At 71.2% G+C, this 12,963-nt stretch carries 13 protein-coding genes and 1 pseudogene; 7 read left to right on the forward strand and 7 right to left on the reverse strand.

The features are described 5' to 3' along the window. Nucleotides 1–8 precede the first annotated feature (8 nt). A complete protein-coding gene (locus M2266_RS18845; protein ID WP_277441261.1) occupies nt 9–1,079 on the reverse strand; it encodes a magnesium and cobalt transport protein CorA in 1,071 nt (356 codons plus the stop codon). Nucleotides 1,080–1,354: 275 nt separating this feature from the next. On the opposite strand from M2266_RS18845, the gene M2266_RS18850 reads away from it, so the two are divergent. Both M2266_RS18850 and M2266_RS18855 read left to right on the forward strand, forming a co-directional pair. Continuing rightward, entirely contained in the window at nt 1,355–1,750 is a 396-nt protein-coding gene (locus M2266_RS18850) for a DUF6344 domain-containing protein (protein ID WP_277439238.1), read from the forward strand. Between the two features lie 260 nt (nt 1,751–2,010). Further along, nucleotides 2,011–2,592: a hypothetical protein gene (locus M2266_RS18855; protein ID WP_277439239.1), complete on the forward strand. Its 582-nt coding sequence runs from the start codon at nt 2,011–2,013 to the stop codon at nt 2,590–2,592. Here the strand turns inward: M2266_RS18855 and M2266_RS18860 are convergent. Then, nucleotides 2,580–3,704, reverse strand: a complete 1,125-nt coding sequence (locus tag M2266_RS18860) for a hypothetical protein (RefSeq protein WP_277439240.1) — start codon at nt 3,702–3,704, stop codon at nt 2,580–2,582. The genes M2266_RS18855 and M2266_RS18860 overlap by 13 nt on opposite strands. 172 nt (nt 3,705–3,876) lie before the next feature. Here M2266_RS18860 and M2266_RS18865 point away from each other — a divergent pair, with 172 nt between their 5' ends. Continuing rightward, on the forward strand, nt 3,877–4,779 hold the full coding sequence (locus tag M2266_RS18865; RefSeq protein WP_277439241.1) for a SigB/SigF/SigG family RNA polymerase sigma factor: 903 nt from the start codon (nt 3,877–3,879) through the stop codon (nt 4,777–4,779). Nucleotides 4,780–4,851: 72 nt separating this feature from the next. On the opposite strand, the gene M2266_RS18870 is transcribed toward M2266_RS18865, so the two are convergent. Further along, the gene (locus tag M2266_RS18870; protein ID WP_277439242.1) at nt 4,852–5,355 is read right to left on the reverse strand and encodes a DUF5949 family protein; all 504 of its coding nucleotides are present in this window, start codon (nt 5,353–5,355) and stop codon (nt 4,852–4,854) included. Between the two features lie 375 nt (nt 5,356–5,730). Here M2266_RS18870 and M2266_RS18875 point away from each other — a divergent pair, with 375 nt between their 5' ends. Further along, nucleotides 5,731–5,991: a chaplin gene (locus M2266_RS18875; protein WP_277441262.1), complete on the forward strand. Its 261-nt coding sequence runs from the start codon at nt 5,731–5,733 to the stop codon at nt 5,989–5,991. A gap of 172 nt (nt 5,992–6,163) precedes the next feature. On the opposite strand, the pseudogene M2266_RS18880 reads toward M2266_RS18875, so the two are convergent. Together M2266_RS18880 and M2266_RS18885 are read right to left on the reverse strand one after the other, a co-directional pair. Continuing rightward, nucleotides 6,164–7,034: pseudogene (locus M2266_RS18880) on the reverse strand (tyrosinase family protein). A 19-nt stretch (nt 7,035–7,053) separates the two neighbouring features. Further along, nucleotides 7,054–7,527 (reverse strand): tyrosinase family oxidase copper chaperone, encoded by a 474-nt coding sequence (locus M2266_RS18885; protein ID WP_277439243.1) that lies wholly within the window; start codon nt 7,525–7,527, stop codon nt 7,054–7,056. 608 nt (nt 7,528–8,135) lie between these two features. Between M2266_RS18885 and M2266_RS18890 the strand changes: the two genes are divergently transcribed. From M2266_RS18890 to M2266_RS18900, 3 genes are all read left to right on the forward strand, one after another. Beyond that, entirely contained in the window at nt 8,136–9,377 is a 1,242-nt protein-coding gene (locus tag M2266_RS18890; RefSeq protein ID WP_346780948.1) for a glycosyl hydrolase, read from the forward strand. A 150-nt stretch (nt 9,378–9,527) separates the two neighbouring features. Beyond that, nucleotides 9,528–9,941 (forward strand): rodlin, encoded by a 414-nt coding sequence (locus tag M2266_RS18895; protein ID WP_277439245.1) that lies wholly within the window; start codon nt 9,528–9,530, stop codon nt 9,939–9,941. 296 nt (nt 9,942–10,237) lie between these two features. Continuing rightward, nucleotides 10,238–11,065, forward strand: coding sequence for a hypothetical protein (locus M2266_RS18900; RefSeq protein WP_277439246.1), 828 nt, complete (start codon nt 10,238–10,240; stop codon nt 11,063–11,065). Between the two features lie 64 nt (nt 11,066–11,129). Here the strand turns inward: M2266_RS18900 and M2266_RS18905 are convergent, their stop codons facing one another. Both M2266_RS18905 and M2266_RS18910 read right to left on the reverse strand, forming a co-directional pair. After that, nucleotides 11,130–12,287 (reverse strand): GNAT family N-acetyltransferase, encoded by a 1,158-nt coding sequence (locus M2266_RS18905; protein ID WP_346780906.1) that lies wholly within the window; start codon nt 12,285–12,287, stop codon nt 11,130–11,132. Beyond that, entirely contained in the window at nt 12,284–12,946 is a 663-nt protein-coding gene (locus tag M2266_RS18910; protein WP_277439247.1) for a lipopolysaccharide biosynthesis protein, read from the reverse strand. Before M2266_RS18910 ends, M2266_RS18905 begins: the two co-directional genes overlap by 4 nt. Nucleotides 12,947–12,963: the final 17 nt, after the last annotated feature.

Genomic DNA, 12,963 nt, shown 5'->3' on the forward strand with positions numbered 1-12,963 from the left:
AAGCGTCCTCACAGCCAGTTGCGCCGTTTGAAGACCATGTACAGCCCGACGCAGACCACCCCCATCAGCCCGATGGCGAACGGGTAGCCGAAGACCCACTTCAGCTCGGGCATGGATGCGAAGTTCATGCCGTAGACGGTGCCGATCAGGGTCGGGGCGAAGAGGATGGCCGCCCAGGACGAGATCTTCTTGATCTCGTCGTTCTGGGCGTTGCTGGCCTCGGCGAGCTGCTTCATCTCCTCGTTCTGCGCCTGGGTGACCAGGGTGGCGTTGACGGCGAGGATGTCCGCGATCATCTGCCGGAACCCGTCCACCCGCTCGACGACGGTGGTGGCGTGGTCGTCCACATCGCGCAGGTAGCGCCGCAGCTCCTGGTCGGTGCCGTACTTCTCGAAACCGGCGGTCAGCGCCGAGAGGATGCTCAGCAGCGGGCGGGTGGCGCGCTGGAACTCGACGACCTCGCGGGACAGCTCGTAGATGCGGCGCGAGACCTTGGGGTCGCCGCCGAAGACCTCGGTCTCGATCTCGTCGATGTCGTTCTGCAGACCGGCGATGACCGGCGCGTACCCGTCGACCACGGAGTCGAGCACGGCGTAGAGCACCGCCTCGGGGCCGAGCCGCAGCAGCTCGGGATCGGCCTCCAGCCGGGCGCGCACGGTCGACAGGTCCGGGGACTGGCTGTGCCGGACGGTGAGGACGAACTCCGGGCCGACGAAGAGGTGCAGCTCGCCGAAGTCGACCTCCTCGGCGTCGTCCAGGTAGCGGGCGGCGCGCAGCACGACGAAGAGGGTGTCGCCGTAGCGCTCCAGCTTCGGTCGCTGATGGGCGACGACGGCGTCCTCGACGGCCAGCTCGTGCAGCCCGAAAGCCTCGGCGGCGGCCAGCAGCTGGGCCTCGGCCGGCCGGTAGAGGCCGATCCAGGCCATGGCGTCCGGTGTGTCGGGCAATTTCCGGTAGGCCTCGGCGAGGGTGGCCGGGGTGTCGATCCGGCGGCCGTCGCGGTAGAGCGCCGCGTCGATCACGCTGTTCTCCACCGGCCCGGAGTCCGTGGTCTCGTCCGCCGCGTGCCGGGGTTCCATCGAGCGCTCGGGGGCCGCCGCCTCGGCCTGTTCTCGCTGGTCACGCTTGTGCGGGCGCAGTGCCCTGGGACGCCGGTCCGTCATGGCGGGCTCTTTCCTGGCGGAGCGGAGCTGCTCGGTCACCCATCACGCTACGGGGGCGCGACGCGAATACCCGGGGCCGTTGGTCCGTCCGGGTGGTGTTGATAGGACAAGCGGCGCGGATCCCGCGATCGTCCCGCCCCGTCCACATGATGAGGGACATACGCAGACCAACCGATCGAAAGCGAGGGGCCGTGGCCACCGCAACGAGCACCGCACCTGCCGGGACCAGCAAGGTCGCGCAACTCTGGACTCTCTTCCTCGGCGTTCTCGCCGGGATCCGCACCGCGCTGCGGCTCACCACTCCGGCCCGTGCCGCCGGCCGGCAGCCCCGGACGTCCGAGCGGCCCGCACCGGTCGTCCCGCCGGCGCGCCACGCGGCCTTCGACTGCTTTGCCGGGAGCGAGACCCGCCGCGAACGGTCCCTGCCGCCCACCATCAAGCAGCGCATCCGGGCCGAGGCCCACGGCGCCTCACCTGTCTCCCGCCAGCGCACCGCCGGCCTCGGCGAGACGGCCGGCCCGGCTGTCGGCGCCCCCGCCCCGGTTCCGGCGGACGAGCGCTTCGACCGCCTCCCCTGCGCGGCCTGACCCAACCCGGAGCGACCCGGTTGACCGCCTGAACCGGTAGGTGAACCGGCCCGTGCACCGGCCCGCGTGAACCAGTACGCAGGAACCGGCAGCCCCCGCAACTCCCCTGACGTCACCGACCACATGTCGTGTCGAGACCGCCTCCCCCGGAGCGCGGGAACCTCCACGGCCCGTGATCAACCCGCCCTCCGCACGGGGGCGGCAGCGCGCACCCGACTCGCGCCTGGTAGGTATGGCCGGTGCGATTCGAGACTGTGCCGATGCCGTCGACCGTCCGGGCCAGGCCACGCGACCCCCGCGGCTATCCCGTCCCGGCCATCACCCCGTGGGACGGTGACGAGCCGCAGTTCGCGCTGACGGACTACGGCCGCAGCGCCGACTGCGCCCGCCTGCGGCGGTGTTCCGTCTGCGACACGCTGATGCGGCCAGGACCTGTGTGGCGCGTGGTCGCCGCCTCGGAGAGCGCCGCGATCGCCGACGCGCTGGCCGCCGGGCGGCCGTACCGCAATCTCGCCCCCACCCTGGAGGGCCCGGGGCACCGCGCCTGCATGCTGTACGCCTCGATGGTCTGCCCCTACCTGGCCCGTCCGAACGCGCGCCGCGGACTGTCGGCGCTGCGACCCGACGAGATGACCGAGCACGTCGTCCGCGGTGCGGCGCGGGGTGCGAACGGCGCGGTGGTGGGCTTCGGCGACTACGAGTTCGCCGTCACCGAAACGCAGGTCCTGTTCCGCTTCCTCGACGTCGTCGAGTACCTGCCGCACGAGACGTCCGACGCGCACCTCGAAGAGCTGCGCGCCGAACTCGCCGCCGGGGACCGGCCAGGGGATCAGCCGCGGTAGGTGGGCAGCCCCGTGTACGTGGAGACCAGCTTCGGCGCGGCCGAGCCCTTCGTGGAGAGCGTGACGATGCCGGCCCGGGTCCTGGCGGCGATGGTGCCGCCGTCCGGGGAGAAGGCGGGCTCGGTGTAGTCCGTGGTGGCGTTCGGCGTCAGGTCCCGGAAGACCGGCCCCGAGTCCGTCGAGCGCTCCAGGAACAGGTGGTCGTGGCCGCCGACCGAGCGGACGAAGACGATCTCCTCGGCGTCGGCGTGCGACATCGCCGGCTGCGAGCCGTGGGTGAGCGCGGACCCTCCCTGGCGGAGGTAGTCGTCGCGGATGAAGACCTCACCGGTGGCGGAGTTCGCGTACACGGCGCTGCCGTGGGTGCCGCCCGCGCTCGGCCAGGCGTTGCCGGTCTGCGGGAGGGGCTTGACGTCCTCCCCGGACTCGCCGTTCAGGGTGAGCTTCTTCGGCGTCCCGTTGACGGCGGTCGCGGGAACGGTGTCCAGCTGGGACACCCCGTTCTTCCGAACCGCGAAGAGGATGTTGTTACGGCCGGACAGCTCCGGCACCGACTCGTACCCCGTCACCTGCCACGTCGGGTGCGACCAGTTCTGCCCGCCCGGGTTACGGGCGACGGTGACGCGCCCGCTCCCGTTCGGGTTGGCGACCGCGAGGTTTCCCGAGCCGTCGATGAAGACGGCCTTTCGGCCGTCTGGGGACCAGGCCAGGTCCCTGACGGCGGTGCCGAAGTCCACCCGGGTGCCGTTCATGACCACGTACCGGGTTCCGTCGCTGATGGTCAGCCCGCCGTGCGCCGTCCCGTTCAGGACCGGGTTGCGCGAGCCGGCCGGCGGAGCGGGCGTACCCGTGGGCGTGCTCGTCGGCGGGTTCGTGGGCGTGCCGGTCGGCGTGCTGCCGGGAGCGCTCGTGGGTGTGCTCGCGGGTGTGGATCCGCCGACCGGGGAGGTGGCGGAGGCGCTCGCGGTCGGGGCGCCGGTGGCGGGTGCGGTGGCGGTCGCCCGCGCGCCCGTCGCCGGGTCGCAGCCGGTGAGGAGCGCCGCGGTGGCGGCGGTGAGGGTGGCGGTGATCGCGACGGCGACGGCGGTGCTGCTACGGGTACGAGCGGACATGAGCGGTTCCCCCCCAGGGACGTTGATAGGAGAAGTGTTGCGATCACACGTCCGCGGCCTGTGTGGCGGGTGTCACAGGAGTGCAACACCCGTCGGAAAAATCGTGGGTGTGTGGTCGTTAGGTCGGGGTAGGCGGGTGCTATTGCCGGTTGCTCCTGGGAGGATGAGGAACATGACAGCGCTAGTGAACTCGGCCGACACCGCTGTGGTCTCCGACGCAGACGTGATCGACGGCCCGACCACGGGCGGCTGTGCCTCGTCGGTGACGGAGCTGCCGTGGATCGAAGAGGCGGGCAAGGTCGCGCCGAAGGATGCGCGCGCCCTGTCGAAGTTGTTCTTCGACCGCCTGCAGACCTTGGAAGAGGGGACGCGCGACCACCAGTACGCGCGCAACACCCTGATCGAGCTGAACCTGTCTCTGGTCAGGTTCGCCGCCGGCCGGTTCCGCAACCGGTCGGAGGACATGGAGGACATCGTCCAGGTCGGCACGATCGGCCTGATAAAGGCGATCGACCGGTTCGACCTGTCGCGCGAAGTCGAGTTCACCACGTTCGCCATCCCGTACATCTCGGGGGAGATCAAGCGGTTCTTCCGGGACACCAGCTGGGCCGTGCACGTGCCGCGGAGCCTCCAGGAGCGCCGGATCGCGCTGGCGCAGGCGAAGGACGCGCTCGCCCAGCGGATGGACCGCTCCCCGACCACCGCGGAGCTGGCCGAATACCTGGACCTGACCCCGGCCGAGGTGAACGAGGGCCTGGTCGCCAGCAACGGCTACACCGCCGGCTCCCTGGACCTCCCCTCGGGCGAGAACAACGAGGAAGCCGCGGGCAGCTCGTTCGTCGACCGGCTCGGTGAGGACGACCCGGGCATGGAGGCCGTCGAGAACCTGCAGGCCCTCAAACCGCTGATGGCCGAACTCGGCGAGCGTGACCGCGCCATCCTGCGGATGCGCTTCGGCCAGGAGATGACGCAGTCCGAGATCGGCGCCGAGCTCGGCGTCTCCCAGATGCACGTCTCCCGGCTGCTGACCCGCACCCTGACCCGGCTGCGCGCCGGGCTGCTCACCCAGGCGTAGGAACCGCCGACACGAAGGTCCCCGCTGGGCACTGCCCGGCGGGGACCTTCGTGTCGGTGCGGGCCGGGGCGGTCAGCCCTGCAGGGAACCGACCGGCACGAAGCAGTGCGCGGAGCCGGCGAGCATCGTCTCGTCGCCCACGAAGGACTTGAGCAGTTCTTCGCCGACCGGCCTCCCCGGCGCCGCCGCCGGCCACGGCCGGGTGGCGAACATGAAATACACCATGCCGCGCTCACGCGCCGCGACCACCCACTGATCGGGCACGGGGCAGGCGGCGTGCAGGTAGGGCATGGTCAGGACGGCCTGGCCGCCCTCGACCAGAAGCTTGACGGGGGCCTTCGGCAGCTGGGCGATGTCCAGCACGGCCCCGCCGATCGGCAGGCCGACCTCCTCCAGCGCCGCCGTGATGGCGCTCTCCGCGACCTCGGGGCCGCCCGCGACGTCGCCGAGGGAGTAGGCCAGGAGGAACGCGATGTCCCGTTCGTCCTCGATGTGCACGCCGGCCCAGGGGATCACCGCGAGGGTGCCCATCTGGCTCTGACGCGTGATGTCCGGAGCGGTACTGGTCTGACTCATGGCAACGGACTGTAACGGCGGTCCGGCCCGACCCGTCCCGCATGTCACCTGACCGAGCGAGTCCGGGGCCGTAAACCCACCGAACGAGGTCTTGTCGATCGCACATGCGATACGACGGTATGTCGGAACAAAGGTGTCGTTACCGCTCCACCGCCCGTGTCCGGCCAGGACGGCGGTCGTTGGACAGGGCGCATCACCCCCGCGCAAAGGCTCCGGAGCGTCCAAGCTTCGGGGCCTTTGGCGTCGGGCCGTCCTCACCGGCGGTGACGTTCATCAGTTCAGCTCAACCTGCGTGACCATGCGGCGTTCACCCGCGTTGCGCAGGCGTCAATGCCGCAGGATCTGCGGCCGGGTTTCATCATCAAGGAGATTTCGATGTCGCGTATCGCCAAGGCAGCAGCCATCACCGCCGCGGCCGGTGCCGTTCTGGCCGGAGGCGCCGGCATTGCCGCCGCCGACGCCGACGCCCAGGGTGCTGCGATCGGTTCCCCCGGCGTTCTGTCCGGCAACCTCATCCAGGTCCCCGTTCACGTGCCGGTCAACATCTGCGGTAACACCATCAACGTGGTCGGTCTCCTGAACCCGGCGTTCGGCAACCACTGCGAGAACGTCTCGGGCGGCCACGAGGCCTGGTAGTCCCGGCTCCCCAGCTGAGGGGCCGCCGGACGGGCCGGGCGGGACGACGTACGACCGTCCTGACACCCGTCCGTCCAGCGGCTCGGGGCGAATGCCCCATCCAAGAGTGCGGCCTCCCGCGATGCTTTCGCGGGAGGCCGCAGTCGTCTGTCCGCTGCCGGTCCGGAGCGGGTCAGTTCTCCTCGTAGCGGTAGATGTTCTGCAGGTTCATGACCTCGGACGGCTTGGTCCGCCACGGCGGCATGGGCTCGTTGAAGCTGATGACGCGGCCGTGCTCCGGGTCGGAGGCGTTCAGCGGCCGGGTCGGCAGATAGCCCGACTTCGGGTGCAGGCGCTGCCAGCGCAGCCAGATGAGGTCGATGAAGGCGTGGTGCAGCCAGAAGACCGGGTCGTTGGGTGAGGTGGCGCCGGTCATGTGGCCGCCGATCCACTGGTGCACCCGGTTGTGCAGCGACCCGCCCTGCGCCTCGCCGACCGTCCACCCCTCCAGCCTGTTGCGGAACCCGCGGGTACTGGCGGTGGAGTTCCACGGGGCGGCGTCGTAGAGCGGGTCCGCGATCACCTTGGCGAGTTCCGCCTTCGTGGGCAGCCCGATCGGGCGGTCCGGGCGGCCGAACTGCCGTGTCAGGTACCTCTCCTCCGTCACACCGACGGAGATCCGCCAGTTGCCGCGGGAGTAGGCGAAGGGGCCGGTCATGACCTGGCCGTCGGACGTGCGGCCGTCGCCGCCCAGGACAGTCGGACGCCCAGATCGAGGAGGATTTCGAGTTGTCCCGCGTCCAGTCCCAGTAGGGCAGGGTGACGCTCGGCTCCACGGACTGCAGCCGGCGTTCGAACTCCAGGAGGAGCCGGCGGTGCCACGGGAAGAACGTGGGCGCCATGTGGCCGACCCGGAGCCCGGTGTCCCCGTCGGAGACGTAGTACTGACCGTGTATCCGGACGAATTCGTCGTAGATGCCCTTGCTCTTCAGTTTCAGGACCGCGCGGACGAAGTTCGCCCGCTGGGCGCTGGTCAGGTTCTTCTGGTTCTGGCGGATGTACACCGTCTCGGCCCTTTCGCGGTCAGTGCTGGTAGGAGCCGCCGGCGAGCGACAGCTTGGCCGCGCCGATCACGTCGACCGCGCCGCGGGCCGTGTCGAGCGGGGTGACGTACGGCTGGTAGTGGTTGGCCACGCTCACGTAAGTGCCGTCCGCGCGCCGCATGACGTGCAGGAGGCGGCCGTCGATGAGGATGACGACGGGCGATCCGTCGGCCTCGGACCCGTCGGCCGTGCCGGTGGGCACGCCCTGGATGCGACGCCCGCGGTAGATCTCGTCGAAGCCCCCGGCAGCCGGTCCGGCCGGGGCGTTGCCGGCGGCGGGCCGGCCCGCCTTGGACCGTTCGTCCCCCGGCTCGTCGGCCGTGACGATCGGGTACAGCACCGCGGTCGTGCCGGTGACGGCGACGGCGGCGGTGAACGCCGCCCGGAGCACCCGGCGGCGGGTGTGGGCGGACGGGGATGCTTTTCGGCCGCCGCTTTTCTCGGCCTCGTTCATACTCGGCTCCTTTCGGTATTGGCCGGTACGGCCGGACCTGTGAGGAGCGGCGGTATCGCGACGCGTTCGCCCGGAAGGGCGTTGCCGACTGTCCGTCAGCTATGCACCATCATCCTGGGCGCGGCGAGATGCGCTCGCTGATCTCGGCAGCCGGAGTACAGAACTCCATTCGTGCGAGTGGCGTTTGTCCCGGACCCGTGACGAACGGACGTCCGACGCACACCGGTGCACGTCAAGCGGTGACGCAGCATTCACCCGATCTGACGATCCGACGGATTCCGCGACGATCGCGCTCCCCGCCCGATTCCTAATGGACTATCAGAAGAGGCCCGCGCACCCGACTTCTCATACTTTCTGAATTACCGTCCGGAGATTGTGCTCCGTGAGGGAACGTCGCCAGAGGAGCAGCTATGGCCCACCGACGCCACGGGCTGACCGGTGCATGGGTCGGAGCGGTCACCGCCGGCCTGCTCATGCTCGGGATGCCTCACACCGCCGTCGACGAACTGAGCACCGCGGCCGCCGCCACCGATCCGGTTCCGCCGTCACCGGCGGCCGGACCGCCGGGGTCGGTGGCGCGTCCCGCGGCCACCACCGGACACACGCCGATGGGGGCCTTCACGTCCTCCGGCGCTGACGGCGTGCGGCGCATCGCCGACCTCCGGCAGTGGCTGGGCGGCACCGACCTCACGGTGGGCCACACGTACCTCCCCGGTGAGAGCTGGCGCGACATCGAGGGCGATCCGGGGCTCATCCAGCCGTGGGCCCAGTGGAAGAAGGAGCGACCGGACCGGCTCTTCGTCCTCAACGTGCCGATGCAGGAGCGCAACGAGCAGCACGTCTCCGACAGCCAGGTGCGGTCGCTGCTGCGCTCCGGTGCGGCGGGCCGGTTCGACGGCCACTTCACGGAGCTGGCGCGGCGGCTGGTCGCGCTGGGTGTTCCCGACACCGTCGTCGTGCTGGGCTGGGAGATGAACGGCACCACGTACACACACCGCTGCGGTCCGGATCCGGCGTCCTGGAAGACGTACTGGAACCGCGTCGTGACGGCGATGCGCAGCGTTCCCGGCCAGCGGTTCCGGTTCGACTTCGCGCCGAACCGCGGTCAGGACGCGATCGGCTGGACGTCGTGCTACCCGGGCGACGACGTCGTGGACATCATTGGCATGGACTCCTACGACCAGCCGCCGGGGGACTCCTTCTACGATCAGGTGGAGGAGCCGTTCGGCCTCCAGGCGCAGGTGGACTTCGCGGCCGCGCACAACAAGTCGATCTCGTATCCGGAGTGGGGGCTCTTCCGGAACGGCGACAACCCGGACTACATGCGGATGATGTTGCAGTGGATCACCGATCACCGGGCGGTCTACCAGACCCTCACCGACTACTGCCCGCACGGCGTGTGGCAGTGCGACGACAACCCCAAGTCGTCGAGGGTCTTCCGCTCGAAGAACTTCGCCCAGGTCGAGCCGGTGCCGGTGCCCTCTCCTGTGCCGACGCCGAGTGAGACGCCTGCGCCGGGCCAGGCGCCTGCGCCGGGCGAGACGCCGGCGCCCGCGCCGAGTGAGATGCCCACGCCTACGCCCACGCCGGGTGAGACGCCCGCGCCGGGCGGGACGCTCACCCCCGTGCCGGCTCCGAGTCCCGGCCCGGACACGGGCACCGCGGCCCCCGCCCCGACGGTCATGGTGCCGGTCCCGGTCGGATTCTTCCGGCCCGCTCCGACGCTCGGCTCCCCGCCGGCGCCTGTCGAGCGCTGCCTGCCGCTCGACCTGGGAGAGGAGTACAAGAGCCGGTTCGGCCTTTCGCAACTGTGTTTCCGTGTCGAATGGCAGGTCCCCAAGAAGAGTTGACCGGAAAGCGACGCGCCCGGCGGTACGCCGCCGGGCACCCGTATGGAAATCCGGTTGGGCCAGTGGAGTGAAATCGCGGAACCAAACCGGAGATGGACAGTTGATCAGTTCGATTCACTGACAGGAACATCGTTTCAAGAAGGGCGAACCGTGCTTAAGAAGTTCATGGCCAGCGCAGCAGTTGCCGTTTCCATCGTCGGTCTCTCCGCCATGGCTGCCCCGCAGGCGCTGGCCATCGGCGACGACGGCGCTGCCTCCACGGTGAACGGCAACGGCTCCGAGTCGAACTACGGCAACACCCACACCGACGGCACGATGAGCCCGCAGGTCGGTCTCGTCCAGGGCTCGCTCAACAAGCCCTGCATCGGTCTGCCGATCAAGGCCAACGTCGGTTCGCTCATCGGCCTCATCCCGATCACGGTCCAGGACGTCAACGTCCTGTCGTCGCCGCAGAACCAGCAGTGCACGGAGAACTCGTCCCAGATCAAGGGCGACGAGCCGCTGTCGCACATCCTGGACCAGATCCCGGTCCTCTCGGGCAACGGCGTCGGCAACGACAACTGACACCCGACACCTCATCGCACGACGGTGGCCGCGTACTCCGTACGCGGCCACCGTCGCGTTCTTCGCCGGCCCCCCGCCCTCCCAGGGCACCCGGTTGGCGCACGGGGCGCACAACGGTCCCCCGGCGGCGGCTGCCGGCGGTGACTGCGGTGCGGTCAGGGCCCGTTCGGACGCGCTCGCCGTCCCAACGGGGAGCACGACACGCGGGTGCGCTCAGTTGACAGGTTGCGGGGCCACCGTTCGCTTTCGACGGTTGGGGAGTACACCCGCCTGTTCAGCGAAGGGACACCCACTCCATGCCCACCCACCGGACGACCGGCGTAATCGTCTCGACCGCCCTCGTCGGCGCACTCGCATTCGGCACCACGGGAGCGGCGTTCGCGTCCTCCGACACCGATCCCAGCGGCGCCGGTCACAGCGCGCCGGTGGCGACCGACGCGACCACCCTCCTCGCCCAAGCCACGACCCTCGGCCGGCTGGGAGCGGTCCTGACGCCGGTGACAGACGCGGTCAAGGCCGTCCTCGTGGCACCCGGCAACAAGCTGTCGACCGCCGACGCCACGAAGGACGCCGACGCGGTCAAGGCGGCGATCACGGCCATGCTCGCGGCGATGCCGGCGATGCCGGCGATGCCGGGCGCCCCCGCCGCCCCCGCCGCGCCCGCCCTCCCGGCCGCCCCCGCCCTCCCGGCCGCCCCCGCAGCGCCCGGCGCGCCCGCCGCCCCGGTGCTGCCTGCCGCCCCCACGCTGCCCAAGGCTCCGGTGCTGCCCAAGGCCCCGGTGCTGCCCAAGGCTCCCGCGCGGCCCGGCATGCTGACGCGCGGCATCAGCGTCAGGGGCGCCTCCGCACGTGCCGACCTCACGGGCGACGCGCTGGCCGGTCTGCAGAAGACGGTCACCGATCTGCTGCAGTCCTCCTCGACGGGCGACGCGACGGGGGCTCTCGGGAAGGTGGTCAAGGTCGTGACCGACCTGGTCAACGTCCTGGTCTCGGCGCTGCTCGGCGGCGCGCTGCCGACCGCGGACATGGCGGGGCTGCCGCAGCTCCCGGCCCTCCCGGCGCAGGTCCCGGCTCCGGCGGCGCAGGCTCCGGCCCCGGCACCGGCCCACGGCCTCGCCGGCTGACGCGTTCGGGACCCTGACGACCTGCGGAGCGCGGATGGACGCGCGCCGCAGGTCGTGGTCGTTCTCAGACCCGCTTCGCCCGCCAGGTGTTCAGCCGGGAGCGCCAGGCCCGTACGGCCGGCAGATGGCGGCGTACGACCGCGGCCGCCCGGTCGCGGAGCGCGGTCCGCGCCAGCTGGAGCAACAGGGCGGGGGCGAACAGCGGCGACGTCATCAGCAGCCGCTGATTGGCGACGAGGTCGGGGCACCAGGGGAGCTTGTTCGCCTCGTTGCCGCGCAGCAGGCTCAGCGCACCGCCGCCGCCCGAAGCGGTCGCGTGGCCGGCGCCGTTCCTGATCAGCATGGTGGTGAGATCGGCCTTGGTGGCGCGTAGCCGGGGGTCGGCGCCGAAGAGGTAGCCGCCGACCAGTCGCGGCGAGAGCAGCTTGAGGTCCGACGCCAGCACCTCGCCGTTCAGCCGGTACTCGGTGATGACGGCGTCGCCGCCGGACACCATGTGCTGCCCGGCCCGCTTGAGGTGCGCGGCGAACCGCGGCCTCGCGTGCTCCGGGGTGACCCCGCGCCCCTCCCACTGCAGGATGTGCAGGCGCAGCAGGTTCTCGACGGCGGTGGGCACCTCGTGCACGGGGACGACGCGCTCCTCGATGCCCAGCGCGTCGAGTTTGCGCACGTAGGACCGGGTGCGCTGGCCGCGGGAGGTGGACATCCGGGTGATCAGTTCGGGCAGCGGGACGCCCGGCAGCTCCATGCAGACGGAGTCCTTCAGCCGCCGCTTCGGTCCCCGCCAGCTGTCGTAGAGGCGCTCGGCGGCAGCGCCGGGCCGCACCTCGCGCAGGTCGATCAGGGCGCCGCGGGCCGCCTGGCGCAGGCCCACGGCCATCGCTGTGACGGCGGCTTCGGTGGCGTGGTCGTCGAGCAGCACGTCGGAGAAGTCGGTGATCTCGCCGCCCAGCGGCACCAGGACGGGCAGCGGTCGGTGGGCGAGCATCAGCGGGGCGGCGCCGATGAGTTCCCCGTCCTTCCGGACCAGCAGGACCCGCAGGCGTCCGGTCCGCCCGTACGACGCCCACCAGGAGTGCAGCCAGGAGTGGCTCTGGAACGGCGTGGCCGTCCGGCAGTGCCGGTGCAGCCGCCCCCACTCCTCACGCAGGGCCTCGAACTGCCGCGGGTCGCGGCACATCGTCACCGAGCGGACGGACGCGAGGTCGCCGCCGGTCGTCACGCCATCTCCCTGACGGGCGGGTGGATGCCCTGGGCGGGCGCGGGCACGGCGGCGTGGCCGGCCGCCCGGCGACCGCGGTTGCCGGGGCGGACCAGCAGGACCAGCGCGCCGAGCAGGCCGCCCGCGCTGCCGCCCACGGCGCCGGACAGCGCCGTCGAGGACGAGGCCGGGGAGAGGGGAACGGCGGCCGGGGAGAACATCAGCAGCCGGACCCCGGTGTTGACGGCGTTCCGGTTGCCGGTGACCGTCAGGGAGTTCGCGACCGCGTTGGCGATGTCCGAGGCGTCGCGGGCCCGGGTCCCGGTGCCGGTGATCGAGATCATCGGAGCATCGGGCGAGGTGGCCACCTGCACACTCTCGCGCAGTTCGGCGAGGGGGACGCCCGCGTCCTTCTGCGCGTCGGCCAGCACCGTGGACGCGGTGACGACGCGGCCGTAGGCCTGCGCGAAGCCGAGTGCGGTGGCCGGGTCGGAATGCTGCGGGACGACGATGACGTAGCTGGTCGCGGAGTACTGCGGCGGGGTGGCCAGGCCGTAGCCCAGGCCGCCGGCCAGCCCGAGGCCGACGCACAGCGGCAGCGGCCACCAGCGCGGCAGCCGCCGCGCCGCGTCCCGCAGCCGGCTCGGCGCGCCGGGGGCGTGGGTTCGGGTCTCGTCCATGGATTCGCTCCTTCTGT

The organism is Streptomyces sp. SPB162 (assembly GCF_029504575.1).
In the GTDB taxonomy this organism is placed as follows: domain Bacteria; phylum Actinomycetota; class Actinomycetes; order Streptomycetales; family Streptomycetaceae; genus Actinacidiphila.

Excerpts from the sequence above, each read along its gene's own strand:
- M2266_RS18845 (WP_277441261.1), bottom strand. The coding sequence starts at position 1,079 with ATGGAACCCCGGCACGCGGCGGACGAGACCACGGACTCCGGGCCGGTG.
- M2266_RS18855 (WP_277439239.1), top strand. The coding sequence starts at position 2,011 with ATGCCGTCGACCGTCCGGGCCAGGCCACGCGACCCCCGCGGCTATCCC.
- M2266_RS18860 (WP_277439240.1), bottom strand. The coding sequence starts at position 3,704 with ATGTCCGCTCGTACCCGTAGCAGCACCGCCGTCGCCGTCGCGATCACC.
- M2266_RS18865 (WP_277439241.1), top strand. The coding sequence starts at position 3,877 with ATGACAGCGCTAGTGAACTCGGCCGACACCGCTGTGGTCTCCGACGCA.
- M2266_RS18870 (WP_277439242.1), bottom strand. The coding sequence starts at position 5,355 with ATGAGTCAGACCAGTACCGCTCCGGACATCACGCGTCAGAGCCAGATG.
- M2266_RS18875 (WP_277441262.1), top strand. The coding sequence starts at position 5,731 with ATGTCGCGTATCGCCAAGGCAGCAGCCATCACCGCCGCGGCCGGTGCC.
- M2266_RS18885 (WP_277439243.1), bottom strand. The coding sequence starts at position 7,527 with ATGAACGAGGCCGAGAAAAGCGGCGGCCGAAAAGCATCCCCGTCCGCC.
- M2266_RS18890 (WP_346780948.1), top strand. The coding sequence starts at position 8,136 with ATGGGGGCCTTCACGTCCTCCGGCGCTGACGGCGTGCGGCGCATCGCC.
- M2266_RS18900 (WP_277439246.1), top strand. The coding sequence starts at position 10,238 with ATGCCCACCCACCGGACGACCGGCGTAATCGTCTCGACCGCCCTCGTC.
- M2266_RS18910 (WP_277439247.1), bottom strand. The coding sequence starts at position 12,946 with ATGGACGAGACCCGAACCCACGCCCCCGGCGCGCCGAGCCGGCTGCGG.